Annotated in this window: 24 protein-coding genes and 4 pseudogenes; 18 read left to right on the top strand and 10 right to left on the bottom strand. The window is 61.1% G+C overall.

What is annotated here, in order from left to right; genetic code table 11:
* Position 1: 1 nt before the first annotated feature.
* The 13 genes and pseudogenes from B4E36_RS16450 (at position 2) to B4E36_RS16510 (ending at position 16,662) form a co-directional block, all read left to right on the top strand.
* The gene (locus B4E36_RS16450; RefSeq protein ID WP_292057064.1) at positions 2–1,813 is read left to right on the top strand and encodes an ATP-binding protein; all 1,812 of its coding nucleotides are present in this window, start codon (positions 2–4) and stop codon (positions 1,811–1,813) included.
* Positions 1,810–3,138, top strand: a complete 1,329-nt coding sequence (locus B4E36_RS16455; RefSeq protein WP_292057061.1) for a sigma-54-dependent transcriptional regulator — start codon at positions 1,810–1,812, stop codon at positions 3,136–3,138. The genes B4E36_RS16450 and B4E36_RS16455 overlap by 4 nt, the downstream gene beginning before the upstream one ends.
* A gap of 68 nt (positions 3,139–3,206) precedes the next feature.
* Positions 3,207–3,677 (top strand): annotated as a pseudogene (locus B4E36_RS16460) (transposase); the annotation flags it as partial.
* 263 nt (positions 3,678–3,940) lie between these two features.
* The gene (locus B4E36_RS16465) at positions 3,941–4,969 is read left to right on the top strand and encodes a LacI family DNA-binding transcriptional regulator (RefSeq protein WP_292057058.1); all 1,029 of its coding nucleotides are present in this window, start codon (positions 3,941–3,943) and stop codon (positions 4,967–4,969) included.
* Between the two features lie 277 nt (positions 4,970–5,246).
* Entirely contained in the window at positions 5,247–7,166 is a 1,920-nt protein-coding gene (locus B4E36_RS16470; protein ID WP_292057056.1) for an ABC transporter substrate-binding protein, read from the top strand.
* An 89-nt stretch (positions 7,167–7,255) separates the two neighbouring features.
* The gene (locus tag B4E36_RS16475) at positions 7,256–8,245 is read left to right on the top strand and encodes an ABC transporter permease (RefSeq protein ID WP_292057053.1); all 990 of its coding nucleotides are present in this window, start codon (positions 7,256–7,258) and stop codon (positions 8,243–8,245) included.
* Between the two features lie 19 nt (positions 8,246–8,264).
* Positions 8,265–9,398, top strand: coding sequence for an ABC transporter permease (locus B4E36_RS16480; protein ID WP_292057248.1), 1,134 nt, complete (start codon positions 8,265–8,267; stop codon positions 9,396–9,398).
* The gene (locus B4E36_RS16485) at positions 9,388–10,461 is read left to right on the top strand and encodes an ABC transporter ATP-binding protein (RefSeq protein WP_292057051.1); all 1,074 of its coding nucleotides are present in this window, start codon (positions 9,388–9,390) and stop codon (positions 10,459–10,461) included. Before B4E36_RS16480 ends, B4E36_RS16485 begins: the two co-directional genes overlap by 11 nt.
* A complete protein-coding gene (locus B4E36_RS16490) occupies positions 10,458–11,495 on the top strand; it encodes an ABC transporter ATP-binding protein (RefSeq protein WP_292057049.1) in 1,038 nt (345 codons plus the stop codon). The genes B4E36_RS16485 and B4E36_RS16490 overlap by 4 nt, the downstream gene beginning before the upstream one ends.
* On the top strand, positions 11,496–13,343 hold the full coding sequence (locus B4E36_RS16495) for a DUF2264 domain-containing protein (protein ID WP_292057047.1): 1,848 nt from the start codon (positions 11,496–11,498) through the stop codon (positions 13,341–13,343).
* Positions 13,340–14,350: a hydroxyacid dehydrogenase gene (locus tag B4E36_RS16500; protein WP_292057247.1), complete on the top strand. Its 1,011-nt coding sequence runs from the start codon at positions 13,340–13,342 to the stop codon at positions 14,348–14,350. The genes B4E36_RS16495 and B4E36_RS16500 overlap by 4 nt, the downstream gene beginning before the upstream one ends.
* 419 nt (positions 14,351–14,769) lie before the next feature.
* Positions 14,770–14,928 (top strand): annotated as a pseudogene (locus B4E36_RS24350) (DapH/DapD/GlmU-related protein); the annotation flags it as partial.
* Positions 14,929–16,008: 1,080 nt separating this feature from the next.
* Positions 16,009–16,662: a ThuA domain-containing protein gene (locus B4E36_RS16510; RefSeq protein ID WP_292057043.1), complete on the top strand. Its 654-nt coding sequence runs from the start codon at positions 16,009–16,011 to the stop codon at positions 16,660–16,662.
* Positions 16,663–16,823: 161 nt separating this feature from the next.
* Here B4E36_RS16510 and B4E36_RS16515 read toward each other — a convergent pair whose 3' ends face one another.
* From B4E36_RS16515 to B4E36_RS16530, 4 genes and pseudogenes are all read right to left on the bottom strand, one after another.
* Positions 16,824–17,393, bottom strand: a complete 570-nt coding sequence (locus tag B4E36_RS16515; RefSeq protein ID WP_292057041.1) for an RES family NAD+ phosphorylase — start codon at positions 17,391–17,393, stop codon at positions 16,824–16,826.
* A 116-nt stretch (positions 17,394–17,509) separates the two neighbouring features.
* Positions 17,510–17,947 (bottom strand): MbcA/ParS/Xre antitoxin family protein, encoded by a 438-nt coding sequence (locus B4E36_RS16520; protein ID WP_292057039.1) that lies wholly within the window; start codon positions 17,945–17,947, stop codon positions 17,510–17,512.
* A gap of 19 nt (positions 17,948–17,966) precedes the next feature.
* Positions 17,967–18,209: a hypothetical protein gene (locus B4E36_RS16525; protein ID WP_292057036.1), complete on the bottom strand. Its 243-nt coding sequence runs from the start codon at positions 18,207–18,209 to the stop codon at positions 17,967–17,969.
* A gap of 40 nt (positions 18,210–18,249) precedes the next feature.
* Positions 18,250–18,487, bottom strand: a pseudogene (locus tag B4E36_RS16530) (FUSC family protein); the annotation flags it as partial.
* Between the two features lie 393 nt (positions 18,488–18,880).
* Here B4E36_RS16530 and B4E36_RS16535 point away from each other — a divergent pair.
* Positions 18,881–19,687 carry an AraC family transcriptional regulator gene (locus B4E36_RS16535; protein WP_292057031.1) on the top strand — a complete coding sequence of 269 codons (807 nt, stop codon included), beginning with the start codon at positions 18,881–18,883 and terminating at the stop codon, positions 19,685–19,687.
* A 111-nt stretch (positions 19,688–19,798) separates the two neighbouring features.
* Here B4E36_RS16535 and B4E36_RS24425 read toward each other — a convergent pair.
* The 5 genes and pseudogenes from B4E36_RS24425 to B4E36_RS16555 all read right to left on the bottom strand — a co-directional run.
* A pseudogene (locus B4E36_RS24425) lies at positions 19,799–20,066 on the bottom strand (DDE-type integrase/transposase/recombinase); the annotation flags it as partial.
* Between the two features lie 48 nt (positions 20,067–20,114).
* Positions 20,115–20,456, bottom strand: a complete 342-nt coding sequence (locus B4E36_RS16540; protein WP_292057028.1) for a chaperone modulator CbpM — start codon at positions 20,454–20,456, stop codon at positions 20,115–20,117.
* The gene (locus tag B4E36_RS16545) at positions 20,453–21,376 is read right to left on the bottom strand and encodes a J domain-containing protein (RefSeq protein ID WP_292057026.1); all 924 of its coding nucleotides are present in this window, start codon (positions 21,374–21,376) and stop codon (positions 20,453–20,455) included. Before B4E36_RS16545 ends, B4E36_RS16540 begins: the two co-directional genes overlap by 4 nt.
* A gap of 427 nt (positions 21,377–21,803) precedes the next feature.
* A complete protein-coding gene (locus B4E36_RS16550; RefSeq protein WP_026173706.1) occupies positions 21,804–22,058 on the bottom strand; it encodes a DUF1488 domain-containing protein in 255 nt (84 codons plus the stop codon).
* A gap of 150 nt (positions 22,059–22,208) precedes the next feature.
* Positions 22,209–22,547, bottom strand: coding sequence for a hypothetical protein (locus B4E36_RS16555; RefSeq protein ID WP_292057256.1), 339 nt, complete (start codon positions 22,545–22,547; stop codon positions 22,209–22,211).
* Between the two features lie 368 nt (positions 22,548–22,915).
* Between B4E36_RS16555 and B4E36_RS16560 the strand changes: the two genes are divergently transcribed.
* The 4 genes from B4E36_RS16560 to B4E36_RS16575 all read left to right on the top strand — a co-directional run bounded on the left by B4E36_RS16560 (position 22,916) and on the right by B4E36_RS16575 (position 25,167).
* Positions 22,916–23,125: a cold-shock protein gene (locus B4E36_RS16560; protein ID WP_018066166.1), complete on the top strand. Its 210-nt coding sequence runs from the start codon at positions 22,916–22,918 to the stop codon at positions 23,123–23,125.
* A gap of 180 nt (positions 23,126–23,305) precedes the next feature.
* Positions 23,306–24,331, top strand: coding sequence for a fatty acid desaturase (locus B4E36_RS16565; protein WP_345900582.1), 1,026 nt, complete (start codon positions 23,306–23,308; stop codon positions 24,329–24,331).
* 265 nt (positions 24,332–24,596) lie between these two features.
* On the top strand, positions 24,597–24,806 hold the full coding sequence (locus B4E36_RS16570) for a cold-shock protein (RefSeq protein ID WP_018066164.1): 210 nt from the start codon (positions 24,597–24,599) through the stop codon (positions 24,804–24,806).
* A gap of 136 nt (positions 24,807–24,942) precedes the next feature.
* Positions 24,943–25,167: a hypothetical protein gene (locus tag B4E36_RS16575; protein WP_292057245.1), complete on the top strand. Its 225-nt coding sequence runs from the start codon at positions 24,943–24,945 to the stop codon at positions 25,165–25,167.
* A gap of 394 nt (positions 25,168–25,561) precedes the next feature.
* Here B4E36_RS16575 and B4E36_RS16580 read toward each other — a convergent pair.
* Positions 25,562–26,213: autotransporter outer membrane beta-barrel domain-containing protein (locus tag B4E36_RS16580; RefSeq protein ID WP_345900583.1), on the bottom strand; the 652-nt coding region annotated here is incomplete at its 5' end.

The following is a 26,213-nucleotide window of genomic DNA, read 5'->3' on the forward strand; positions in this document are numbered from 1 at the left end:
GATGAGCCCGGTACTGTCGATGAAACGCTACAAGATATCCCTGGGTTCGATCGCCGTCGTGTTCGTCTCGGCCGTCGTCGTTTGGCTTCTTGTCGACGACAGGATGAAGAAAGCCATCCTGGTGCGACTGGAGCAATCCGCCTTTCTCGCGGCCAGAAGCGTCGAAGCCGAGATCGACCGCTTCCGATACCTGCCGACGATTGCGGGCGAAGACGAACGGGTGAGGGCGCTCTTGCGCGCGCCGCGCGACCCGGAGCGTGTTGCCTCGGCCAACGCCTATCTTTCGAACGCGGTGGCCGCTTCCGGCGCGACCTATCTGTACCTGCTCGACAGCGAAGGCCTGACATTGGCATCCAGCAACTGGGATCAGCCCGATAGCCTGGTCGGCAGGAATTACGGTTTCAGGCCGTATTTCAAGGACGCGATGAAAGAAGGCGATGGCAGCTATTACGGGATCGGCGTGACAACCGGAAAGCCCGGCTATTTCATGTCCCGGCGGATTGACGCGGGGCCGGGCGGCCAGCCCGGGGTCGTGGTCGTCAAGATCGATCTTCTGCCGCTTGAGGCAAGCTGGGAATCGGCCGCGCAGAACCTCTCGCTTGCGGATCGTTACGGGATCGTCTTTCTCACCGGCAACAGCGACTGGAAATATCGGCCGATTGCCCGGCTGACGCAGGCTACGCTCGACACCCTGATCGCCTCGCGCACCTATGAAGGCATCGATCTGAGCACCCGGCAGCCGATTGCCGCCGGCGAAAATGCCGGTGACCTTCTTGAAAGCGGCGAAGACCTGTTCGAGAGGATCGACGACAACCTTCTCTCCGCATCGATAAGGCTGCCGAGAGAAGGCTGGACGCTTTTCGCCAGCGCCGATCTGACACCGGCCAGAGACAGCGCCACCCTCTGGAGCCTGATCACGGTTCTTGTCGGCATGCTTCTCACCGGCGCGCTTCACTTTCTGTTGCAACGCCGCCAGCTCGTGGCGCTGCGGCTCCAGCAGAGCGAGATGCTCGAGCGCAAGGTCGAGGAGAGGACCCGCGACCTGGCGCATGAAATCGAGGTGCGCAAGGCGGCGGAACACGACCTCAAGGTCGCGCAGGACGGGCTTGTCCATGCGGAAAAAATGGCTGCCCTCGGCCGCATGTCGGCGGCCATCGTGCATGAGGTCAGCCAGCCGCTCGCGGCGCTGGAGACGACGCTGGCGAGCACCAGCCTGCTGGCGCGCTCGGTTGAGGAAAAGGGCGTCTCCAGCAGGATCGATTCAGCGCGCAATCTCGTCCGGCGGATGCAGAAGACCGTGAGGCATCTCAAGACGTTTTCGAGAAAGGACCGGGCGGAAATCGAAGTCTTCGATTGTGTCGAAAGCCTCAGGGCTGCCGTTGAAATCGCCGGATCACGCGCGGACAGGATCGGCGTGAAGCCGAAGATCGAGGCCCGGGGCGCAGCATATGTGGCCGGGTCGGCCATCCGGCTTGAACAGGTCTTCCTCAATCTGCTGTTGAATGCGATTGATGCTCTGGAGCAAAGCCCGTCACCGCGGATCACGGTCACCGTGAACGCATCCGATGCTTATGTGGACATTGCGGTCTCCGACAATGGCCATGGCATCAGCCCGGAAAATTTCGACCAGGCAATGGAGCCGTTTTTTACCACCAAGGCGGGGAGCGAGGGGCTGGGTCTCGGCCTTTCGATCTCTGCCGCTATCGTCGAGGATCACGGCGGCGAGCTGTGCCTTTCGCCCGATCCGCAAGGGGGAACCAGAGCGACGGTCAGGCTGCCGCTGCATGTCGAGAAAGTGAGGGCCGCCGAATGAAAAAGGACCATGTCTTCATTGTCGACGACGACCGTGACCTGCTTGCCTCCGCGACCGACTGGATCGAAATGAACGGGTTTCAGGTTACCGGCTTCAACAATGCCGTCGATGCGTTGAGACAACTCGACAACATCGTCCCCGATGTTCTCGTCTCGGATATAAGGATGCCCGGCGTCGATGGCATGACATTGCTTTCGACCGTCAGGAAGAGCCATCCGGGCCTGCCGGTCATCCTGCTGACGGGCCACGGCGAGACCCAGCTTGCCGTCAGGGCGATGAAGGCCGGCGCCGAGGATTTCCTCGAGAAACCTTATGACGCCGACCATCTCATCGCAGTGCTCGGAAGGGCGATCAAGCGCAATACGATGAGCGCCGAGATCAGGCGTCTGCAGAAAATCGTTCTCAACTCTGCCGACGGCGTGGGGGAGATTATCGGAAACCATCCCTCGATTGTCCGGTTGAGAGAGAGAATTGCGACGGTTGCCGCGCTGGACGTCAATGTCCTCATCGTCGGCGAGACAGGAACCGGCAAGGAGCTTGTCGCCAGAACCCTTCACGAACAGAGCGACCGTGCGGCGCGACCGTTCGTGCCGATCAATTGCGCGGCCATACCCGACGCGGCATTCGAAACGGAGCTGTTCGGCTTTGCAAAGGGCGCCTTCCAGGGAGCCGACAAGGATCGTTCGGGCAAATTCGAATATGCGTCCGGCGGCACTGTACTGCTGGACGAAGTCGATGCGCTTGCCCTGCCGCTTCAGGCGAAATTGCTGCGCGTCCTGCAGGAGAAAATGGTGGAGAGGCTGGGGGAAAACCGTTCCCGCCCGATCGATGTCCGGATATTGGCGACCTCCAAAACCGATCTGCAGAGCGCGATCGCGAACAATGAATTCCGCGCGGACCTGTTCTATCGCCTGTCCGGCGTGACCGTTTCGGTCCCGCCGCTCAGGGAGCGCGCCAACGACATCCTTCTGCTTTACGCCCATTTCGCGCGGCTTGCCGCCCGGCGTTATGGCTCAAAGCCTTATGAACTCGCCCCCGAGCACGGCTTTCGCCTGCTCATGGAGGCATGGCCGGGCAATGTCCGGGAGCTCAAGAACAGAGCCGAGGCACAAGCACTCGGGATCGACTGGGCTCTCGAAACCGGATCGCACGGGGATGCGCAATCTGGGCCGTCCGCCGGCCTGAATGACGAAATCAGGCAATATGAAAAATCCCTGATCCAGCGCGCGCTGACGACCGCCGGCAACAATGTCGCGGAAGCCGCGCGGATTTTGCAGATCCCTAGGCGGACGCTGAGCGAAAAGATCGCCAAGTTTGGTTTGTGATGACCGGCGGTCTTTCGCAAAATTTCCGTCTGGTTTCTGTCATCGTTATGACCCGATAAGGTGATGCCAGCCTAGCACTATTTTGGCTTCCGGTGCTGCTGAGCTTGCGGCTGTTGCTGCCGGAAAGCTGGACAAGCGACCTCACGCGCATTGAGAAAGCCGGTGTGCTTGCGCCGTTTCAGGAATATCGCACAAAGCCCGAGATCGCGATTGAGGAGATCGATCGCGTCATGGCTGCCGGAGTGCGTTTCGGTTGCGTGCTGGCTGATGCCGGTTACGGGCTGTCCGCTCCGTTCCGGCAGGCACAGAGCGCACGTGGCCTTTGCTGAGCCGTGGGTATCCCTCGGCGCCAAAAGGTCTACCCGGCCGATGTGCACCTGATCTTCCCGGTCGCGTGGCGCGGTCACCCCCGTGTGCGGCATGTGCCGGACGTCAGATCCACGGCGGTGCACACCATGCTTGAAGACGCGAAGTGGCGGCAGGTCAGTTGGTGCAAGGGAACGAAGGGACGCCTGACGGCCCGCTTTTCCTGCAAGCGCCCGCTTCCTAAATTCAGTGCCATTGTCGTCATGCAGAACAGCTTGTAATCCGGCGATGGGCCGTGGGATATCGATCCTCGGCGCATCCACCCCTGCCGTTTTGTCGTAAACTGCACACGGGAAGCAAACGCCTGAACGCGTGGTGCGCCATCGGACCCCTTGTCACGAGCACCAACAAGGGGAACCCTGGATACGGAAAGCGCTGAAGTAACCGTGGCAGGGCTTTCAAAAATCGCAAAAATTGCGTAATCGATATTCAGGCAATGACAGCAGTGAGCAACATGACCTCGACCGGCCGCAGACCCAACCAGACCGATATCGCCTCCAGGCTCGGCGTTTCCGTCAGCACGGTCTCGCGTGCGCTGGCGAATGAGGAGGGCATATCCGAAGCGGTTCGGCGGGATGTACAGCGCATGGCGCGGACGATGGGATACCGGTCCAAGCATATGCCGGGCCTACGGGCTATGGATCGCCGCGTGGTCGCGCTCGTTCCCTTCGCCAATGCCACCGGAGGGCTTTCGAGCTTCTATGTCAGCATTCTTGATGCCATGCGAAGCGAGGCGCGGGCCTGCGGGCTTGATCTCGACGTTCGTGTAATCAGCGAGCGGACCGTCAATCTGGACCTCATAGACCGTCACGTAAAGGAGGCCGGCGCCGGCGCGGTATTGCTGGCGGGGATCGATGCGACTGAAGAACTGGCCGTGTGGTGCCGGGAGCAGGATGTCCATGCCGTGCTCGTCAACGGCAGCGATCCGCTCATGCGCATCAGTTCGGTGGCGCCTGCAAATTTCTACGGGGCATACATGGCCACGAAGCACCTGCTTTCGTGCGGCCACAGGAAGATCCTGCATTATACCTATGGCGACCGGCCGACCATTCTCGAGCGGCGGCGCGGCTTTGTAACGGCGATGGCGGATGTGCCGGGAAGCGAGGCTGTGCTGGTTTGCGGTGAGGAGCGTACACCTCTCGAACTGCTGAGCGATATCGCCGGGCGGAAGCATGATGCCACGGCGCTGTTTTGCTGGAATGACATTGCCGCGGTGGAAATCATGGAGGGGATAAAGGGCGGTCTTGCCTCGGCCGGTCAGGGTTTCTCGATCATCGGTTTCGATGACCTGCCGCTTGCGGCCATGACCTCGCCCCGCCTTACCACGATCCGCGTCGATCGCGAGGCGATCGGTCGCGGCGCGATCCGGCTGCTCTCGCATCAGCTCGAGGGCGAGACGGCGATCCAGCAGATGGAAATCGGCGTGTCTCTGGTCGCGGGCGGCACGGTTCACGTGATTGCCTGATACCGGCTTTATCGCGGGGAGCGGACGCCGGAAAATTTCCGCAACGGGTCGTCATGGCGGCAAGCGAGCGCTGTGTGCATCTTCACCATTTGCATCTGCATCCTGAAAATCACCAGAATAACAATAACTTGTAGAATGTGGTCATGAACCGTTGTCGTGGTTTATGCAAAAAATGCAAATAAATGAATTAGTGTTGATATTTTGCGTTTTTGCGAATACGGTTTCTCCGTTCCAGAAGAGACGGGGTCCGGGGAGGGATCCCGAGGGAGAAAAGAACATGGCTTATGCAATTCGTGTGCGGCGGTCGGTGAGGCACTCCGTGCTCGCGACATCCGCTGTAATGATGCTTTCAGGCGCAGCACTCGCCGCGCAGCAGGCGCCGATGCTCGATCCGCTGGTCGAAGACGGCACGCTGCCGCCGGTGGACGAGCGCCTGCCGGACAATCCGCTGGTGGTGGAGCCGGTCGATAGCATCGGCAAATACGGCGGCACCTGGCGTTCCGGCCTGCGCGGGCGCGGCGACAATGCCTGGATTTCGCGCACGCTGAATTATGACGGGCTGGTGCGCTATAATCGCGAATGGGATGAGATCATTCCCAATCTCGCCGAGAGCTGGGAGGTCAGCGAGGACGCGCGGCAATATACGTTTCACCTGCGCGATGGCCTGAAGTGGTCTGACGGCACGCCATTCACCAGTGCCGATATCGCCTTTGCGAGCGAACTCATCCAGGACCCCGACTATCCCGTCGGCGGCCTGTTCCTGACCGATCCCGGCAACCCGGTCACGCTTGAGGTCGTTGACGACACGACCTTCACCTACATCTTCGAAGAGCCGAACGGCCTGCTCCTCGACGAGCTGGCCGGGGTCAATGGAATCACCCTGGTCTCGCTGCAAAAGGCCTATTGCGGGCAGTTCTATCCGGCGGAGAACGAAAACGCCGATCAACTGGCCAAGGACGAAGGCTATGAAAACTGGGCCTTCATGATGGAGGACAAATGCGCCTTCGGCCAGGAAACCCAGCGGTGGAGCAACCCCGACCTGCCGTTCATGAATGCCTGGGTGATTGACGAGCCGTGGACGGCGAATGCCAGCCGCGTGGTGTTCGAGCGCAACCCCTATTACTGGAAGACCGATCCGGACGGCAATCAGCTACCATATATCGACCGGCTCGAAATGCGGGTCAGCGAAAGCGCCGAGGAATTGACGCTGATGGCGCTCAACGGCGAAATGGACTTTACCGACCGTCATATCACCACGGTGGCGAACCGGCCGCTGTTCTATGACGGCCAGCAACAGGGCGATTACCGGCTCGGCGCCAATGTGCCATCGCAGTCCTCGACCCTGGTGCTCCAGCTCAACCTGAACCATTCCGACCCGGTCAAGGCGGACCTCTATAACAGCAAGGATTTCCGCATCGGGCTGTCGGAGGCGATCAACCGTCAGGAAATTATCGACACCGTGTTCACCGGCCAGGGCGAGCCCTATCAGGTCGCCCCGCGTCCCGAATCCGAGTTCTATGACGAGGAGATGGCCAAGCAGTATACCGCGTATGATCCCGAGGATGCGATCGCGCATCTCGAGAAGGCCGGCCTGACGGAGACGAATGGCCAGGGCATCCGGCTGATGAGCGACGGCAAGCCGGCGGTCATCACCGTCGATGTGATCTCCGCTTTCCGCCCGGAATGGATCGACATGCTGGAGTTGATGTCGCTGCAGTTGCGCGAGGTCGGCATCGATCTCGAGATCAACAATATCGACCGCACGCTGTTCTACGACAAGCGGCCGAGCGGCGATTTCGACGCCCAGGTCTGGCAGGGCGATGGCGGCCTCGATGTCATTCAGGAGCCGCGCTACTATTTCCCGGCCAATGCCGAATCCGCCTGGGCCTTCCAGTGGCAGTCCTGGTTCAACGGAACTGACCCGGAAATCGCCTCCGAACCGGTCGAATGGGCAAAGGAACAGATGGAACTCTATAGCCAGCTCAAGGCCTCTCCCGATCCTGAAGAGCGCAAAGCCCTGATGCGGCAGATCCTTGACATCGCCAAGGAGAACTTTCCGGTCATCGGTGTCAGCCTGGCCCCGGACGGCTACTACATCGCCAAGAACAATTTGCGCAATGTCTACGAGCCGATGAAGCATGCCTGGCTGTTTCCGACGCCGGCGCCCTACGACCCGCAGCAGTGGTACTTCGACTAGCACCCGAACGCCTCCTCCCGGGTGTCTCTTCCTCCGCGGCCCGCGTGCCGCGGAGGAACCGCCCGGAACCTGCAGAAAGGGCACGTTTCATGCTCGGTTTCATTGTTCGGCGGCTAATTGCGATGGTGTTGACGATCTGGGCGGTTTCGTTCGTTTCGTTCGCGATCATCCAGCTTCCGCCAGGCGACTACCTGACAAGCTACATGGCGGAGCTGAGCGCCGCCGGCGACCGGATCGATCCGGCGACCATCGAGGCGCTGCGCCGGCAATATGGCCTCGGTGATCCCTTCATCATCCAGTATTTCAAATGGATCGGCGGCGTGCTGCACGGCGATTTCGGCAACAGCTTCGAATGGAGCGCGCCGGTCACCGATCTGATCTGGGGACGGCTCGGCAATTCGGTGCTCGTCGAGGGGTTGGCCGTGCTGGTCATGTGGCTCGTCGCTCTGCCCATCGGCATTTATGCGGCGGTGCGCAAATATTCGCTCGGTGATTATCTTGCCACCATCGGTGGTTTTATCGGGCTTGCCATTCCCAACTTCCTGTTCGCGCTGGTGTTGATGTATCTCTGGTACATCTATTTCGGCGAAACGCTCGGCGGTCTCTATTCGCCCGATCTTCAGGGCACGCCGTGGAACCTTGAACGCATTCTCGATTTCCTGGCGCATGCCTGGGCGCCGGTCCTGGTTCTCTCGACCGCCGGAACCGCGCAACTCATCCGCGTGATGCGGGCCAACCTGCTGGACGAGCTGACCAAGCCCTATGTCACGACCGCCCGGTCCAAGGGGCTGCCGGAATGGCGGGCGATCCTGAAATACCCGGTGCGCGTGGCGCTCAACCCGCTGGTCTCGACCATCGGCTGGCTGTTGCCGACCCTGGTGTCGAGTTCGGTCGTGGTTTCGGTGGTGATGAACCTGCCGACGGCCGGTCCGCTGCTTTTGCGCTCGCTTACCACCCAGGACATGTATCTCGCCGGCGCCATCATCATGCTTCTCGGTGTGCTGACCGTCATCGGAACGCTGATTTCCGATCTGATCCTGGCGTGGATCGATCCCCGCATCCGCTATGGAGGACGCTGACATGACCATCATCACGGACATGTCCGAACCGGCGGCGGTCGAGACATCCGCCAAAGCTACCCTGACGGGCCGGGAAACGCAGTTGAAAATGACCTGGCGCCGCTTCAAGCAGCACCAGCTCGCCTTCGTCTCGCTGTGGATCGTGATCGCGTTCTACCTGGTCGCGATCTTCGCCGAGTTCGTCGCGCCGACCTCGCCAGGCGCCTACAATCCGCGCTACACCTATGCCCCGCCGCAGGGCCTTCATTTCATCGCCCGCGACGCTGACGGCGGCTTTCAGTTCGGCCCCTATGTCAACGGCTACAAGACCGAGATCGATCCCGAGGCCTTGCGCCGGGTGTTCACGATCGACCCTGAGGTCCGTCATCCGGTCGGCTTCTTCGTGCCGTCGGAGCCCTATAAGCTGATGGGTTTCATCCCGATGAACCGCAAGCTCTTCGGCACGCTGGAACCGCGCGCGCCCTTCTACGTGATCGGCGCCGACAGGCTCGGGCGCGACCAGCTCAGCCGGCTGGTCTATGGCACCAGGGTTTCTCTGTCGATCGGCCTTGTCGGCGTGATCCTCAGCCTGTTCTTCGGGGTGATCATCGGCGGCTTTTCTGGCTATTACGGCGGCTTTTTCGACGGTATCGTGCAGCGGACGATCGAGTTCATCCGCTCGCTGCCGACGATCCCGCTATGGCTCGGCCTTGCCGCCGCCTTCCCACGCGACTGGGGGCCGCTGCAGACCTATTTCGCGATCACAGTCATCCTGTCGATGCTGGGCTGGACGGAACTTGCCCGCGTGGTGCGCGGCCGGTTCCTGGCGCTGCGCACCGAGGATTTCGTCACCGCGGCGCAGCTTGACGGGGCATCGGACTACCGGGTGATCGTCAAACACATGGTGCCGTCCTTCACCAGCCACATCATCGCGGCAACCACGCTGGCCATTCCGGGCATGATCCTCGCGGAAACCGCGCTTTCCTTCCTCGGCCTCGGCCTGCAGGCGCCGATCGTCAGCTGGGGCACGCTGCTGCAGGATGCCCAGAACATCCGCACGCTCGCCGGCGCGCCCTGGCTGTTGTCGCCCGGCGTGGTCGTCGTCGTTGCCATCCTTGCCATGAACTTTCTAGGAGACGGCCTTCGTGATGCCGCAGACCCCTATGGACGATAAAGCAGAACTGCTCAGGATGGAGAATGTCAGTATCGTGTTCTCCTCGCCCGACGAGGCGGATATCGAAGCCGTCCGCCAGGTCGATTTCACCCTCACGCGCGGCAAGACGCTGGCGCTGGTCGGCGAAAGCGGCTGCGGCAAATCCGTCACCGCCCGCACCATTCTGCGCCTTCTCGACAGGAACGCCCGGATCGGAACCGGACGCATCCTGTTCCGGGCCGAGGGCGAACCGCCGGTCGATATCGTGTCGCTGAAGCCCGACAGCCCGGCGATGCGGGCAATTCGCGGCAACCGGATCTCGATGATCTTTCAGGAGCCGATGAGCTCGCTGTCGCCGGTGCACACGATCGGCGACCAGATCGACGAGATGATCATCATTCATGAGCGGATCGACCAGAAGGCCGCACGGGTCCGCACGGTCGATCTCCTCGAACAGGTCGGCATTCCGGGCGCGCGCCAGCGGGCGGATGCCTATCCGTTCCAGCTTTCCGGCGGCCTGCGCCAGCGCGCGATGATCGCCATGGCGCTTGCCTGCAAGCCCGACCTCTTGATTGCGGATGAGCCGACGACGGCGCTCGACGTCACGACCCAGGCGCAGATTCTCGATCTGCTGAGGGCGTTGCAGGAAGAATACGGCATGGCGATGCTGTTCATCACCCATGATCTCGGCGTCGTCGCCGAGATCGCCGATGAGGTCGCGGTAATGTATCTCGGCGATGTTGTCGAACAGGGCAATGTCTTCGACGTGTTCCGGGCGCCGCAGCATCCCTATACGCGGGCGCTGATGCGCTCGATTCCGCGCATGGTCCGCCGTGCGGAGCGCGAACGGCTGGCGCCGATCGAAGGCAATGTGCCATCGCCGCGCAACCGCCCGAAAGGCTGCGCCTTCACCTCGCGTTGTCCCCATGCCTTCGCCCCCTGCGCCGGGGACTATCCCGAGCGCACGACGACCGGCGAGGCGCATTGGGCGCGCTGCCATCTGCTGACGCATGATGACGCCCCCGCAGTTTCCGGTCTGAGACAGAAGACTGCAGAAGCGGCCCACCAGGGAGGACACGTATGACCGCGCTTCTCGAAGTCGAAAACCTCTCCAAGGTCTTCACCCTCAAGTCGGGCCTTTTCGGGGACACGATCTCGCTCGCCGCGCTCTCCGACGTGTCGCTGACGGTGGGCAAGGGCGAGACGCTCGCCATCGTCGGCGAGAGCGGATGCGGCAAGACCACGCTCGGCCGCTGCATCGTGCGCGCCGTCGATCCGTCGCACGGCCGGGTGACCTACCATCCGCAGGACGGCAACGCGGTCGAATTGTCCAGGCTTTCCAAGCGGCAATTGAAACCGTGGCGGCGTGATATCCGGATGATCTTCCAGGATCCGATGTCCTCGCTCAATCCGTATATGCGGGTCTTCGACCTCGTGGCCGAGCCGCTGCGCATCCACAAGGCCGCCCGCGGCGCGGAACTGGAACACCGGGTGGTCTCGACGCTTGAAAAGGTCGGCCTTCCAAGGGATGCGCTGCAGCGCTTCCCGCATGCCTTTTCCGGCGGCCAGCGTCAGCGGATCGGCATTGCCCGCGCGCTGGTGCTCGAGCCGAAACTGGTGATCGCCGACGAGGCAGTCTCCGCGCTGGACGTCTCGATCCAGGCGCAGATCCTCAACCTTCTGGAGGACCTGAAGGCCGATTTCGGCCTGACCTACATCTTCATCAGCCATGATCTCGGCGTGGTGAACTACCTCGCGGACCGGGTGGTGGTGATGTATCTCGGCCATGTGGTCGAGAGCGCGCCGACGGAGGCCTTGTTCGAGCGGCCGCGCCATCCCTACACGGAAGTGCTGCTCGACGCGCTGCCGATCGCAGACCCGACCCGGCGTGGAAAACGCCACGACACCGTCAAGGGTGAGATCCCCTACCTCGGCGACCGCCTGGAGGGGTGTCCCTTCCACACGCGCTGCAAATTCGCCGAGGACCGCTGCCGGAAGGACAAGCCGGTACTGAGGCCGATCAATGGCGGGCCGAGCGAGGCCGCCTGCCACTTTGCCGAAACGATTGAACTCAAGGGCGCCTTTTCGGACAGCCCGGCTACAGGAACCTATGCCTAGATGACCTACGATCCCACCACTGCAAATCCGCTCTACGGCAATCCTCTCAAATCGAGAGGCGATATCGAGCGGGCGCTGCACGCTCTCTTCAATCCGCTCCTGCCTTTTTTCTCCGAAGGCCGCGCCCGTGTCCGGCTGAGCGGCAATGCCGCCCATTTCGACCGCATCGCTGCCGATGTCGAAGGATTCGCCCGTCCACTCTGGGGGCTGACGCCCTATGCGGCCGGCGGCGGTTCATTCGACTATTGGGATTATTTCCGCGATGGCATTGCCAACGGCATGGATCCCGACCACCCGGAATTCTGGGGCACGGTCGAGCGTACGGACCAGCGCATGGTCGAAATGGCCGCAATCGGCTTCACGCTGCGCATGGTGCCGGACAAGGTCTGGGACCCGCTGCCGGGAAGGGCAAAAGACAATATCGCCACCTATCTGAAGAGCCTGCGCCGCTATGCCTATGCCAACAACAACTGGAAGTTCTTCCGCATTCTCGTCGACATGGGGCTGACGCGGGTCGGCGTCGATTTCGACCGGACGCTGACGGAGCAATATCTGGAGGAGCTCGACGGTTTCTATCTGGGCGACGGCTGGTATCGCGACGGCAATGTCCGCCGCATCGACCACTACATCCCCTTCGCCATGCATTTCTACGGTTTGATCTACGCGAAGCTTGCCGAACCCGGCGATGCGCGGGCGGACGCCTATCGGGAGCGCGCGGCGCTGTTTGCCAAGGACATCCGCCACTGGTTCGATGATGACGGCGGCACGCTCGCCTTCGGCCGCAGCCTCACCTATCGCTTTGCCTGCGGCGGCTTCTGGGGCGCGCTGGCCTTTGCCGATGTCGAGGCGCTGCCCTGGGGCGAGATCAAGGGCCATTTCATGCGACATCTGCGCTGGTGGTCGCGCCACCCGATTGCCGACCGCGACGGCGTGCTGTCGATCGGCTACGGCTATCCCAATCTGTTCATGAGCGAGAGCTACAATTCGGCGGGTTCACCCTACTGGGCCTTGAAGGCCTTTCTGCCGCTCGCGCTCGGCGCGGATCATCCGTTTTGGCGGGCGGAAGAGGCCGGCACGGATTTCGGCAGTGATCCTGTTGCGATGAAACACCCCGGCATGGTGATGCAGCATCAGAAGGGCAATGTCGTCGCGCTTTCAAGCGGCCAGCAGAACCACCAGATGCGGCATGGCGCCGAGAAATATGCGAAATTCGTCTACTCCTCGCGCTACGGCTTTTCGGTCGAGGTTGACGAGCGCGGCTATGAGCGCGGCGCCTTCGACGGCATGCTGGCGCTTTCCGACGACATGCGCCACTACCGCGTCCGCGAGGATAACGAAGTGGCGCAAATCGCGGGGAACACGCTCTTTGCCCGCTGGAAGCCCTGGGACGACGTGACGGTGGAGACCTGGCTCGTCCCGGCCGGCGATTGGCATGTGCGGGTGCACCGGATCGAAACCCCGCGTGCGCTGCACGCCACCGAAGGCGGCTTCGCAATCGGACGCGCCGACCTCGACGCGGACCAATGCGAAGAGGCGGACGGTGTGGCGCGCGCGCAGTCGGAGACCGATCTCAGCCAGATCGTCGACATCTCTCCGGAGGGAAAGCGGCAGGGTCGGGCCCAAAGAGCATTGCCGAACACCAATCTGATCGTCGCCAAGACCATCGTGCCGCAGTTGACCGGTGGCGTGCCGGCCGGCACGACCGTGCTGGCGACCGCCGTTTCGGCAACGGTGAACGGTGTCGATCCAGGCGAGGCGCCTACGATGCCGGATCTCGGTGAACTGGAGGCGCTGTTCAGGCGGGAAGGTGTCACGGTCAGCGCCATAGATATCGCGGAGAGGTACTGATGCGCCCACGCGTAAGCTTCGCCATGGCCACGGACAAGACACAGCACGTCTTTGACGAGCGGCTTTTCGACCGGCTCGCCCGGCACTGCGACATCCTGTCCAGGACCCCGATGGAGGATTTCTCGACCGTGCAGGCGCGCGACCTTCTGGCCGAGACCGATATCCTGGTCACCGGTTGGGGTTCCCCCTTTGTCGGGGAGGAGGTCCTGCGGCTTGCCCCGCGATTGCGCCTGATCGCCCATGCGGCGGGAACGGTGAAATACACGATCGGCGAGGCGGTCTATGCCGCCGGCATCGCCGTCACCCATGCAGCGGCGGCCAACGCCGTACCGGTGGCCGAATACACGTTCGCCGCGATCATTTTCGCCAACAAGCGGGTATTCGAACTCAGTGATATATACCGCCGCGACCGCGGCAGGACGGCGACCTGGGCGCTGATGAGCGAGCCGATCGGCAACTATCGCCGCACCGTCGGCCTGATCGGCGCCTCGCACATCGGCCGCAGGGTGGCCAAGTTGCTTGAAATGCTTGATGTGGATGTCCTGCTGCATGATCCCTATGTGACGGCCGAGGACCCGGTGGCGGCGAAGGCGCGGCTTGTCGATCTCGATACCCTGCTTCGGAAATCGGACACAATCTCGCTCCACGCGCCGGCCTTGCCCGCGACCCGTCACATGATCGGCGCCGCCGAGTTTTCCAGGATGCGGGATGGCGCCACCTTCATCAATACGGCGCGTGGCATGCTGGTGGATCATGAGGCAATGATCGGCGAACTGCAAAGCGGCCGGATCAGTGCCATCCTCGATGTTACGGCGCCCGAAGTGCTCGAGGCGGGATCACCTCTCTATACCCTGCCGAATGTGTTTCTGACCCCGCACGTTGCCGGTGCCGGCGGACTGGAGCGGCTGCGGCTGGGCGAGATGGCGGTGAGCGACATCGAGCGGTTCGTGTCCGGCCGCCCGCTGGAGCATGCAATCCAACCCGAGCTGCTGGAGCGGTCGGCATGACTTCGAAACTCGAGGATAGCCTCGACATGGCAGCCCGCGAAGCTCGGCTGCAATTCCTCACCTGGGAACGCACGCCGGACGATATCGAAGCCCCCGCCCACCGGGCGCGCTGCGCCCGTCTGTCGGCAACGGCGGGCGCAGCAATCGACGATACCGCCTATATCGCGGAAAAGGCGGCGGTGTTCACCGACAGGCTTGTCCTGGGCGCTCAGTCCTATATCGCCGGCTATGCCATCGTCCGGGGCGATGTCACCCTCGGTGCCAATTGCACTGTCAATGCCTATGCCTGCATTGCCGGAAAGGTGACCTGCGGCGATCACGTACGCATCGCCTCGCATGCCCAGATCATGGGCTTCAACCATGGTTATGAGGACCCCGATGTCCCGATCGCGCGACAACCGCATGAAAGCCGGGGGATTGTCATCGAGGACGACGTGTGGATCGGTGCCAATGCGGTGGTGCTCGATGGCGTCCGGATCGGCCACGGCGCTGTCATCGCCGCTGGCGCCACGGTCACCCGCGACGTCCCGCCCTTCACGATTGCCGGGGGCGTGCCGGCAAAGCCGATCCGCCGGCGCGGTGAGAAATCGAATACCGACATCGAAGCGGCGCTCCGATCCGTTGGCGCGAGCATCGGGACAGAATGGCGCACGATCCTCCAGAGGAACCTGCGCGACGGGGTCTATGTCTCACGCGAGGCCGACGGCCAGGAGCGATCGAGTATCCGACACCTCTGCGATGCGATCGAAATCGCGGCGGGCCTCGATGAACGTCCCGAAGGGCTCGACATTCCAGCCGCAATAATGATGCTGAAGGCGATACAGGATCCCGAAACGGGTCTTTTCCCCGACCCCAGCCGTCCGCCGCGGCCGGACCTTCCCTTGCGCGAGGACGGATTGGCGCTCTACAACACCCTTGCAGTCGGCTATGCGCTGGAAGTGCTCGGCAGCCGGCCGGATCACAGGATTGCCGCCGTGGAGCTCGATGCTCCCGATCTCTGCGCCTGGCTGGAAAGCCTTCCCTGGCGGACCAATGCCTGGGCGGCCGGAGCCTGCGTTGATGCGATCGGAACCGCCCTTTATTTCAACGCGCGCTACTTTTCGACGGGGCGGGCGCGCGAAACGCTGTTCGGCTGGCTCTCGCTCCATGTCGACAGGAGCACCGGCCTCTGGGGTTCGCCGACGGCCTCGGAAGGCCTGCTGCAGCCGGTCAATGGCTTCTATCGGCTGACAAGAGGCACGTATGCGCAGTTCGGCCTGCCTGTGCCCCACCCCGAGGCCGCGATCAATTCCGTGCTCGCCAACTACCGCAACCATGATGGTTTTTGCGGTTCGACCTATACCGCCTGCAATCTGCTCGATACCATCCACCCGCTGCTGATCTGTCTCGACCTTACGGATCATCGCCGGGCCGAGGTCGAGGCTGTCGCCCGCGCCATCATCGCCCGTGCGCCATCGCGCTGGCGGAAGGGGGAGGGCTTCGCCTTTGCCGATGGCCAGGAACCCGGCCTGCAAGGCACGGAAATGTGGCTTTCGGTCATCCATCTGGCGGCAAAGCTTTTGAAGCGCGAGGATGCCTTCCACTATGTCCCGAAGGGCGTCCATCGCACACAGGCCGTGGGCCTCGGACTATGAACAGGAATTGAGGAGAAGATCGCCATGACGAAGCGGAAGGCGCTTGTGGTTTACGGCGGAATGGAACTGCATACGCCGAGGGAAGGCGCCGAGGTCGTCCGCCAGATCCTGGAGGAGCATGGCTTTGCGGTTCAGGTGACCGATGATTACGACGCGCTCGGCGCCGATGACGTCGGCTCCAATGCCCTCGTGGTGCCGGTCATCACGGATGGCGTCCTCGAACCGGAAAAGATGGCGAGGCTGATTGCCGCGGTGCAGGCGGGCACGGGCCTTGCGGGATACCACATGGGGCTTGCGACCAGTTTTCGCGCAAGCGTGCCCTTCCGCTATGCCGCGAGCTGCTACTGGGTTTCCCATCCGGGGAACATCATCACCTATCACGTCGACGTCACTCGTCCCGATCATCCGATCATGGAGGGGATCGAACCCTTCGAGCATACATCGGAGCAGTATTATCTGAATTACGATCCGGCCGTGGAGGTGCTCGCGACCACGACCTTTTCCGGCGAATTCCATCCCTGGCGCAGGAACGTCGTCATGCCGGTGGTGTTCACCACCACGCACGGCCAAGGCCGGGTGTTCTATTCCTCCCTCGGGCACACCGCCGACGAACTTGAAATCCCCGATGTGCGCCTGATCCTGACCCGCGGCCTGCTCTGGGCGGCCGGGGCGCTTTGACGGCCGGTCATCTTCGCCGAGCGTCTCGGCGCGGCTTCCGGTTTCAAATATCAATCGACACTGACGCCAATTCAGTGATGATCGCTACGACATCAGCGAAGTTGTCAGCCGGGATTGGCGCGGCCTTTATGCCCAAGCGGCAAGAGACGGGGCCCCGCAGACTAAAGTTTCGAAACTTCCGGTTCCGACGAACCCTGCCACTCCAGCCGCCAGATGGAACCTTGTCGCAAGTTTTGAACAAGCGACGGATGGAAGGCAACGATGCATGTGCCGCCCTTCGATCTGACAGAAGGGTAAATGAGCCCCGGGCTGTCCTTTTCCTTTCGCAGCCATCTGGAAAGCGTCTGGCCTGCCGGGTAGGCAATTGCAGGGTCAGCGCTCAAAGATGGGGCTTCCGTGAACTGGGCGTCGCGCAGATCGTGAAATACGCCAATGAAATCCGCGATCAGCTCCGCGTAATCGGTCACATTCTCAAGCCGGGCGATCGCCTCGAGCTCTCTCGAGATATGAAAAGATACCTCAGTCAAGGCGGTTTCGACCTCGAAAGCGCAATACCATGCGCCGCGTTCCTCGTCATTGAAGCGATTTCCACCCGGGCGCGTATAGGTGAAAGCTGCATTTATGAAGGTGTGGCCAGCGCGGCCAAAGACGAGTTCCTTCGGATCGAGGTCCAGTAGACCGCCTTCTTGGGCTTGGAGGCGGCCGCTCGTTGCACCCTCCAGTTCCGCCAAATCTCCCAGGATCCCATGATTGTGAGCGAGCGGAAGCAGTACCGGCTCCTTGAGCCTTGCACTGGAGATAAGTCGAACCGTGTCTCGCTGGGCAATATCCGCGCGAGGAGGCTCAATCACAATCCGCCTCGCAAAGCATCAATATGGCGCCGCACGAGCAGCAGTTTTGGAATGCCGCCCTCAATCATCACATCAATCGGCCGACGGCCGTCAAAAAGCGGCCCCTTGTTCGGCAGCTTCACCCACTCGTCGGCCAGTTGGTCCGAGAAGAGCAGGTGCAGGCCCTTGAATATTCCGATAAGCGCGCTCACTCGGGTCAGTGCATCTTGGGAAAGGCTACCGCTCCATTCCCCCTTTTTCATCCTGAACCAAGTTCGTTCGGAGACATCGCCCAACAAAGCGCAAATTTCCACACTGGTCAGCCGCCAAATCTCGGCCAGCCGGACAACACCGGAGACGGCGACGGGGGTCAGTCTCTCTCGCGCGTTTGTATCACCCAAATTAACGGGTGATTGTGGTATTCCATTGTCGCGCACTTCATATGCTACGGTCATAGCAACCTCCATATGTCAGTCAATATACTGCCAATTGGCAGGTTTTCAAGATGCTTCCCGCGGTATTGGTGGCTGGGGCGGCGAAAACGCTGACATATGGCGAGTGCTTGCGCCGATATGTAAGGACTCGGCCCTTAGGCGATTTTCGGAGCAGCATTTCGACATTCGCGCTCGGATAGAGCGCACCCGAGACATCGTCATCAATCAGATAGCTGGCGACCTGCGAAGAGGCGTCCGTATCGACCGCGCCGACGGCGACCATGAGATTGTCGTCACTGTGATTGATCTGAATCTCGAGCGCGGTTGGGAACCATGACCATCGTCGCGACCCCGCCGATCGTGGTGTCGACGAGCCGGTAGACGGACTTCGAAAGGTTCGCGCCCGAGAGTGGATGGGCGACGATATAGACCGTTGCCGCCGCCCAGAAAGACCGTGAAAAAAACAAACCGGATGGCAATGAAATAGGCCAGCATGGCTGCCAGGAATGTCTTGAGGGAGAAGATCACATTGGCGCTCGTGGCCACGGGCCGGGCGCTCATGCGTCATCGCCCGGCTCTGTTGCCGGACCCGCCTCGCAGCGTCTGTCTGCATCGCGACCGAGGCCGTAAAGGGCGGGGGAAACATAGCAGAAGGGTGTAGCGGCAAGGCAGGCCTGCAGATAGGCGTCCTCGGGATCCGCACATTGAACGCTTGGCCCATTCGGCCGGACGCGCGCGAACAACGCGCATACTCCACTGACACCGGTGGCCATCCGCCTGGTCAAGGCCGAAAAGCCCTCCCGGAGCCGTCGGATCGATATCGGACGAGCAACGTCGCTAACGGGTGAGTGTGTTTCTGTGTCATGACGATAAGCCATTTCTCATCTCCGAAAATCATGTCTTCTCGGAAAGGCTATCGACAAATTTTCCTGATGAATTTAGGCATTCAACAAGATGATGACTAAATTCACCCAAATTCCGATGTCGCTCGCCTGGGCGCGCAGCGATGATGATCTCGACAGGTCGACCGCGCGCGCGACCGCCGTCAGGATCGATGTGTCAGAGAACGAGCGGGAAGCTCCGCAGCATCATCATCGCAAGGGGCAACTGGTTATGGCGCTTAAAGGCGGCGTCACCTGCCGGGTTCCGGGCGGGATGTGGATGGTGCCGCCGCGCTGCGGCATCTGGGTCCCCGGCGGAATGCCCCACAGCAATGTCGCCACGGCCAATGCCCGCCTGTTCTTTCTGTTCGTCGAACCGGGCGCCGCGGACCTTCCGGACCGGTGCTGTACCCTCTCGCTCTCGCCGCTGGTCAGGGAACTGATCATCGAGATGGCGGATCATACGGAGGTTGCGACTGCCGAGGCTGAGACCTTGACGAAGCTGCTTCTGTCGGCCCTGTCGCGAATGCCGGTCGAACGCCTGCATCTGCCGCTGACGGAGGAACCCCGACTCAACCGGATCGCGTCGGCGCTGGCTGACGATCCGGGAGATCGCAGCACGATTGCCGAATGGGCGGCGCGCGTGGCGATGAGCGAGAATTCGCTCGCGCGGCTCGTCCAACGGGAGACTGGCCTGACATTCGGTCGCTGGCGACAGCAACTGCAACTGATCGTCGCCATCCGCAGCCTCGCTGCCGGCGCGACGGTGCAACAGATCTCGGGCGACCTCGGCTACGAATCCGTGTCCGCTTTCATCACCATGTTCAGAAAGGCGCTCGGCACGTCGCCAGCCCGATATCTCAGGGATTTTTCCGGGTAGTCAAGTGCCCGATTTTTCGGTTTCCGATCGCTATGGACGGTGCATGTGCAGATCTGCCGCCGCATCAAAGCGGGCTACATCATTGCCAGCAGTGCCAGCCCCGCTTTGCCGCCTCTTGTCGCGGCGCTTCTGCAATATTTCTTCAAGAACGGTGCCATGCTGATCGACTGCGCGCCAGAGCCCGAACCTCTCTCCAGCGCATATCAAAACAACCTCGACGAGATTCCCAAACATCGCCGGGGCGCCTGTCCTTGTCGCAAGTTGCGGGCGATCCGGGTTCGAACCTGGCGATCCAGCGGCGAGCCGTCTTATATCACGCGTCGATCCCACGCTCGCGCAACATTTCCTCAACGTCACGCAGGCTCACATTGAACCGCAGGAGGCAACTGCAAGCCGGCTTATGTGACAAAGCCCCCGCGACAACACCCTATGACTTCTCGTCAATCCCATCGCCCAGATCGATTGCAGCGAGAATTGCGGCCTGCACGGCCTTGTCCTGTGCTGCCACGGCGGCCGTCAGTTTCAGCAGGCGCTGGCGGGTCTGGTGGAGCTGATCGACCAGAGACAGCACGACTGGCACAGTTTCCGCGTCGATCTCCAGTTCATAATGCAGGGTGCAGATCAGGCGGATGCGCGCGCATTCCATCTCCGAAAAGAACAGAGTTCCGGCGTCTTCCTGTGGTGAGATCAGCGCCTCGCTGATCCAGGCGTCGAGATCGCTTCGCTGCAGGGCCTCTATCTGCTCGACAATTTCGTCAACGCGCATCATTTCAACATCTCCTTGCGCGGTTCGTCCCGAGACTTCGGCTGCCAGGTCTCTAGAAACGCGGCCAATTCCGGTTCATCGCCAGCGGGCAAGACGACCTTCAGAGTGATCATCTGGTGCCCGTGCTTGCCGGTCTTGCGGTCGAGAACTCCCTTGTCGCGCAGTCGCAATGTCTGGCCGGTATTCGCACCTCGCGGAATCGTTACGGCGACCGATCCGCTGATCGTCGGCACGGTGATCCGCGCCCCCAATACGGCTTCTTTCAGTGTGACGGGGACCTCCACATGGATATTGTTGTCCTTGCGGCGGAAAAACGCGTGCGGCTCGACATGCAGTTCGATAAAGGCGTCACCGGCCGGCCCGCCGCCGAAGCCGGGCATGCCCTGGCCTTTCAGCCGCAACATCTGCCGGTCGTCGGCGCCCTCGGGGATGGTCACGTTCAGTGTCTTGCCCTCGGGCAATGTGATGGTGCGAACGGCGCCGTTGGCCGCGTCCATGAAGCTGACCGGCAGCACGTAACTCACATCCTGCCCCCGCGCCCGAAATGAGCCCTGTGACTGTCTCGTTCCCGCCCCGGCGCCGAAAGCGCGGGCCAGAAAATCCTCAAGATCCTCATTACCGGCAAAGCCATCCTGCGCTGCGTGGGAGGGGTGGCCCGGTCCGTCGGCGAAATCACGGTAGTACCGCTGTTGGGGTTTCTCCGCTCCGCTGGCGTCGATCTCGCCCGCGTCGAACCGCCGACGCTTCTCCTTGTCCTTGAGCAGGTCGTTTGCCGCCGAGATGGCCTTGAACCTCTCCTCGGCCGTCTTGTCATCCGGATGCAGATCAGGATGATATTTGCGCGCAAGCTTCTTGAACGCGTCCTTGATCTCCTTGTCGGTCGCGGTGCGAGCAACGCCGAGGGTTTCATAGGGGTCGGTCATGCTTTGATCCCATCTCATGCGCGTTCTGATCGGCCTTCGATATATCGGGGGCCGAAGTGTTCCGCTGGGCTCGCCTGAATTCAGTATTGCGAAACCTATACAGCATGGCGGCGAGGCGCAATGGAAACGATAATTCCATGCGTTTCGCCTGAGCAACCGAGGGCTACATGGCGTTACCCCTTTGGATGGACCTGCCGTAAAGGTTTCTGCGGCCACAATCATCCACCGGGCAGGATGGAGAAGCCCATCGTCAACCGACGCCTTGATCGTCGATGGGACGGTGTCGGGTGACGGATAGAGGGTAGGTCGCGCTATTCTGACAGTGCGGCTAGCGGTCCGTTGGGGGGTGCTCGATCCATCCGTGGCGCAGTGTCGGATTGCTTATGCGCCCCTGACGCGGAGTTCCGGCGGCAGGGCGTCTGGCGGATCAGGCGAAGTCGGCCGCCGAGAGAACATAGACCGCCTTGCGACCCTTCAGGTAAATCTTGCGAGCCTTGTCGTAGATCGTCTCGCGCGCTGCGTCGAATGCAGCGAGATAGCTCGCTTCGCCTTCGGCCGGATTGCTCAGCGCATCGGCCCTGACGAAGAACATGACCTCGAACATGCCGTCATGCCCGGTGAAGCGGACGCGTCTGCCGTTTTCGTCGTAGCTGCGGCTTTGATTGGGAAAAGCAAGTGCCATGGCCGAATACATCCTTGAGAAGGTGGCGCGAAATGCCACTGTTTGAAAACAGGCGAGCAGACCGGACCCCGTCATCAGCAAAAGAAGCCTGGTAGACGATCGTTCGGGTCGGGGCTGCGGCCGCCTGGAGCGCGTTTCGATCTGACGGGATTAGCCTTTCGGCTTGCCACGCGTCACATTGCTGTTGCCGGCGTTTCTGACCAGCGAACCGGCAAACGGCGCGTCGACAACCGCCGCGGCTTTTTCCTTCTTGGGCTTTCTGATTTCGCGATTGCTTCGCTTTTGACCTTTGGCCATCTGGTAACTCCGCTTGTCCGGCGCGCTTTGTTGCGGTGGCGCCTGTTGCTTGCCGCTGGTAAATCCGGGAATTGCGCACGGCGAGAAAATTCTTCCGAGGCTTCGCCGGGATTTCAGTCCCTGAGGTCGTTCAGCCCAATGCGCTGGCGGATGCGCCGCTGGCCCGGCAAAGACGCTCCCGGTTACGCGCATGAGCGGGCATCGCTTCACAATCCGGGCGAAATCCTAAAGCGCATTTCTCGAGACGATTTTTAAAGAGGTCGGTTTTAGCGAACCGTAAAGCTATATATATCTATGAACGAGATTAAATAACAGGGCATAATAGTGACATTTTCATAATAATTACGTTTCTTTATTTTCGATATTTCTTTTATAAAACTAAATTTTCGCCTTGATTTAAACAAGAAACAAGCCCATATGGATTTCATCGATCTTGTTTGACGAACTTTGTTTTGCGCCTCGCGCTTTGGTGATTTTCCCATCAACATCGACTTTATCGTCCGGCTGCGGCCATCATGGCCAGCCGGGCATTCTCTCTGATTGATTGAAAGGAAATCGTCATGAGCACTGGTACAGTGAAGTTTTTCAACAGCACCAAGGGTTTTGGCTTCATTGAGGTCGAAGGCGGCGGATCGGATGTATTCGTCCATATTTCCGCCGTCGAACGCTCCGGAATGAGCGCCATTGCCGAAGGCCAGAAGCTGTCCTTCGATGTCGTGACCGATGACAGGTCCGGCAAGAGCGCCGCGGAAAACCTGCGCGCTGCTTAAAGTTTGTCTCTGTTCCGTGACCACGGATGTACTGGCACGGAATGTCGAGACGGATGGATCGGCCGGGCAATGCGCTCGGCCTTTCTTGCTTTGAGCGACCGTATGCAGGTCGCGGCGGCGAACCTTTCGAGACAGATTTCGCGCGTCCCGGTCAAGCTTGGACCGGCGCCAGGAGAAGCCATGGACCGCAATACCGCAAAGGCCGAAATCGAACGGAACCACCGTTCCTGGATCGCAGCGCTTGCGCCTTACCGGCAGGCCAGTCCGCTCCGCAGCACGATCGAGATCGTGGTCACGGCGTTGCCCTTCGTCTGCTTGTGGGGACTGCTGGCACTGGCTGTCCTCAACGGCCACTGGTGGGCGCTGTTGCTGACGGTCCCCGCGGCCGGTTTCCTTGTACGCCTGTTTGTCCTGCAGCATGATTGCGGGCATGGCGCGCTCTTCGCCCGCCGCCGCGCCAACGACTGGACCGGTCGCGTCATCGGCGTTTTCACCCTGACGCCATACGATTACTGGCGCCGGACCCACGCGGTTCATCACGCCACGACCGGCAATCTCGACAAGCGCGGCATCGGCGATGTCGATACGCTGACCGTCAGGGAATATCATGCCCGATCTTTCTGGGGGCGGCTGCGCTATCGTCTTTATCGCCATCCGGTCGTGATGTTCGGGTTCGGTCCCGCCTGGCTGTTCATCTGCCAGTACCGGTTGCCGCTCGGCCTGATGCGGGCGGGTCTGGAGCCTTGGACCTCGACCATCGTCACCACCGTCGGGGCCGCCATTCCCGTTGCCCTGCTGATGTGGCTCATGGGGCCGCTTGCTTTTTTGACGGTACAGCTGCCGATCACCCTGATGGCGGCGACGGCCGGGGTGTGGCTGTTCTATATCCAGCATCAGTTCGAGGAAACCCACTGGTCTAAGGGCCGCAACTGGGATTTCCAGAATGCGGCGCTCAATGGCAGCTCGCATTACGACCTCCCGCGTCCGTTGCGCTGGATCACCGGCAATATCGGTATCCACCACGTCCATCACCTTGCGGCGAAGGTGCCGTTCTATCGCCTGCCGGAAGTGCTGCGCGATTACCCGGAATTGCGCGACACGGGCCGGATCACGCTCATGGAGAGCCTGCGTTGTGTCAGGTTTGTGCTGTGGGATGAACGAACGGGCCGACTGGTTTCATTCCGTCAGGCGCGCCTGAGCGCGTGATGCCAAGGCCCAGCCCTGTTTTCTCCGCCGCAAAGAGGGGCAACCGGAGTCACAACCAGATGCCGAAGAAATCGAAGGCGGAAAACTAAAAGTTGACAACCGGATGAAAAGACCCCATATATCGATGGTCGATATTTGCTTGTTAAGCTTTAGTTATTGTGCGTTTGACACCGCTACTTGAACGAACCTTTTCTTCCAAAAATCGCTATCACCATCCGCAGCGCTTTCGGCGTTGTGGTCTTCTATTGCTATGAAAGGGTTCATCATGACCACTGGCACAGTTAAATGGTTCAATTCGACGAAGGGCTTCGGCTTCATTCAGCCTGACAATGGCGGCGCCGATGCGTTTGTTCACATCTCCGCCGTAGAGCGCTCCGGAATGCGCGAGCTCGTGGAAGGCCAGAAGATCGGCTACGACCTCGAGCGCGACAGCAAGTCGGGCAAGATGTCGGCCTGCAACCTGCAGGCTGCCTGAAATATCCCGGTATCCATTCTCCAGTGACCACGGATGTACTGGCACTGTCGAGAGCACGATACCAACAAGGTCAGGCTAACCGCCTGGCCTTTTTTTGTTGCCGCGCTACCGTGCGGCGTCCAATTCGGAAAAGATCATGTCACAGACACACAGCAAATCTCGCCAGAAGGCCGAGATTGCCTTTGCCAATGCCCAATCGCAATTCTTCGCGCGCAATGCGGTCGTCGAGGAACTGGATTTCCTCGCTCTTGCCCGCGAGGAAAAGACCCGGCGGCTTCGTGAAGCCCGCCTTGCAAAAGAACTTGAACACCGGAAGGCAGCGACCGCCGCTCTCATCGCCAAACGGACCAGGACGGCATGACCTGTTCAACACGACGTACAGATAGTGTTTTGCAGAGCGCCGGAAACAGCGCCTGATCGCTCAAAGACGATCAGGCGCTTGAGAACAAATTGGGCCTAGAGCCCTTCGGGCTTAAATGGAAGCGTTCTGCGGCAAGGAATTTGCGCCAGGACCAAGGGCTTTGGCGCAGGGCATAGCCGTCGCTATGTCCAAGCCGAAGACCGCCGGTAATGGCACAAATTCATGCCGCCCTTCGGGTTTGCCGAAACCGGCCCTCCACTTTGTCGAAGCCCTTCGCCATAGCTATGGCTATGCCGCGCGGGCTTCTTCGCGTGGAATGACCGGTTTCGACAAACAGAACTGTTTCCATTTAAGCCCGAAGGGCTCTATAGGCCCGGAGAGATGGCATCCGAATTCAGAAGCGCCAGCTCAGCGTGCCCCGCACGTCATTCTGCCGCGTTTCGCTGGCGAACTGGCCAACATAGGAAATACCAGCCGTCATCGAGCTGCCGATCTGGAGATCGAGGCCGATGTCGAGCAGCGCCGAATTTTCGGACAGAGGGACGCCGCTTGCGGTAAACGCCGAGCCGCCGAGTGCGGCAAAGCTCAAGGTCGTGCCAGGGCTCAGATCGCCAAACGCATATTGCCATGCAAGCGCTGCGCGGGGCGTGAGCACGCTGCCTCCCTGCATCGCAAAGTCTTTCGCGATCCGGATGCCAAGGGTGCCGTAGCCGACATCGGAGCTTTGGCTCTCGCCTGTCAGCCCGGCCGCCGCGCTGGTTTCGGTGAAGCCGTCGGTGTTGAGGTGCGCCCAGGCAAGACCCGCGAACGGCTCAATCGCCATTTCCTGGAATTCCATGCCATAACCGATCTCGCCGAAGACCTGGGTGAGCCCGGCATTGAATTGACCATCCGCGCTGGTGGCAAGCGCCGGAAGTGCTATGCTGCGGGAGGTATTCACGTCGCTGAAGGTATAGCTTACGCCGCCGCGCACATTCACGCCGTCCAGATTTGTTCCCGCATAGGCGGCGATGATCCCGCTGTTGGCGTCTGCCGAGCTGTTCACG

Source organism: Martelella sp. UBA3392 (assembly GCF_002358775.1).
GTDB classification, from domain to species: Bacteria; Pseudomonadota; Alphaproteobacteria; order Rhizobiales; family Rhizobiaceae; genus Martelella; species Martelella mediterranea.

Excerpts from the sequence above, each read along its gene's own strand:
- B4E36_RS16450 (WP_292057064.1), top strand. The coding sequence starts at position 2 with ATGAGCCCGGTACTGTCGATGAAACGCTACAAGATATCCCTGGGTTCG.
- B4E36_RS16455 (WP_292057061.1), top strand. The coding sequence starts at position 1,810 with ATGAAAAAGGACCATGTCTTCATTGTCGACGACGACCGTGACCTGCTT.
- B4E36_RS16465 (WP_292057058.1), top strand. The coding sequence starts at position 3,941 with ATGACAGCAGTGAGCAACATGACCTCGACCGGCCGCAGACCCAACCAG.
- B4E36_RS16470 (WP_292057056.1), top strand. The coding sequence starts at position 5,247 with ATGGCTTATGCAATTCGTGTGCGGCGGTCGGTGAGGCACTCCGTGCTC.
- B4E36_RS16475 (WP_292057053.1), top strand. The coding sequence starts at position 7,256 with ATGCTCGGTTTCATTGTTCGGCGGCTAATTGCGATGGTGTTGACGATC.
- B4E36_RS16480 (WP_292057248.1), top strand. The coding sequence starts at position 8,265 with ATGTCCGAACCGGCGGCGGTCGAGACATCCGCCAAAGCTACCCTGACG.
- B4E36_RS16485 (WP_292057051.1), top strand. The coding sequence starts at position 9,388 with ATGGACGATAAAGCAGAACTGCTCAGGATGGAGAATGTCAGTATCGTG.
- B4E36_RS16490 (WP_292057049.1), top strand. The coding sequence starts at position 10,458 with ATGACCGCGCTTCTCGAAGTCGAAAACCTCTCCAAGGTCTTCACCCTC.
- B4E36_RS16495 (WP_292057047.1), top strand. The coding sequence starts at position 11,496 with ATGACCTACGATCCCACCACTGCAAATCCGCTCTACGGCAATCCTCTC.
- B4E36_RS16510 (WP_292057043.1), top strand. The coding sequence starts at position 16,009 with ATGACGAAGCGGAAGGCGCTTGTGGTTTACGGCGGAATGGAACTGCAT.
- B4E36_RS16520 (WP_292057039.1), bottom strand. The coding sequence starts at position 17,947 with ATGACCGTAGCATATGAAGTGCGCGACAATGGAATACCACAATCACCC.
- B4E36_RS16525 (WP_292057036.1), bottom strand. The coding sequence starts at position 18,209 with ATGGTCGCCGTCGGCGCGGTCGATACGGACGCCTCTTCGCAGGTCGCC.
- B4E36_RS16535 (WP_292057031.1), top strand. The coding sequence starts at position 18,881 with ATGATGACTAAATTCACCCAAATTCCGATGTCGCTCGCCTGGGCGCGC.
- B4E36_RS16540 (WP_292057028.1), bottom strand. The coding sequence starts at position 20,456 with ATGATGCGCGTTGACGAAATTGTCGAGCAGATAGAGGCCCTGCAGCGA.
- B4E36_RS16545 (WP_292057026.1), bottom strand. The coding sequence starts at position 21,376 with ATGACCGACCCCTATGAAACCCTCGGCGTTGCTCGCACCGCGACCGAC.
- B4E36_RS16550 (WP_026173706.1), bottom strand. The coding sequence starts at position 22,058 with ATGGCACTTGCTTTTCCCAATCAAAGCCGCAGCTACGACGAAAACGGC.
- B4E36_RS16555 (WP_292057256.1), bottom strand. The coding sequence starts at position 22,547 with ATGCGCGTAACCGGGAGCGTCTTTGCCGGGCCAGCGGCGCATCCGCCA.
- B4E36_RS16560 (WP_018066166.1), top strand. The coding sequence starts at position 22,916 with ATGAGCACTGGTACAGTGAAGTTTTTCAACAGCACCAAGGGTTTTGGC.
- B4E36_RS16565 (WP_345900582.1), top strand. The coding sequence starts at position 23,306 with ATGGACCGCAATACCGCAAAGGCCGAAATCGAACGGAACCACCGTTCC.
- B4E36_RS16570 (WP_018066164.1), top strand. The coding sequence starts at position 24,597 with ATGACCACTGGCACAGTTAAATGGTTCAATTCGACGAAGGGCTTCGGC.
- B4E36_RS16575 (WP_292057245.1), top strand. The coding sequence starts at position 24,943 with ATGTCACAGACACACAGCAAATCTCGCCAGAAGGCCGAGATTGCCTTT.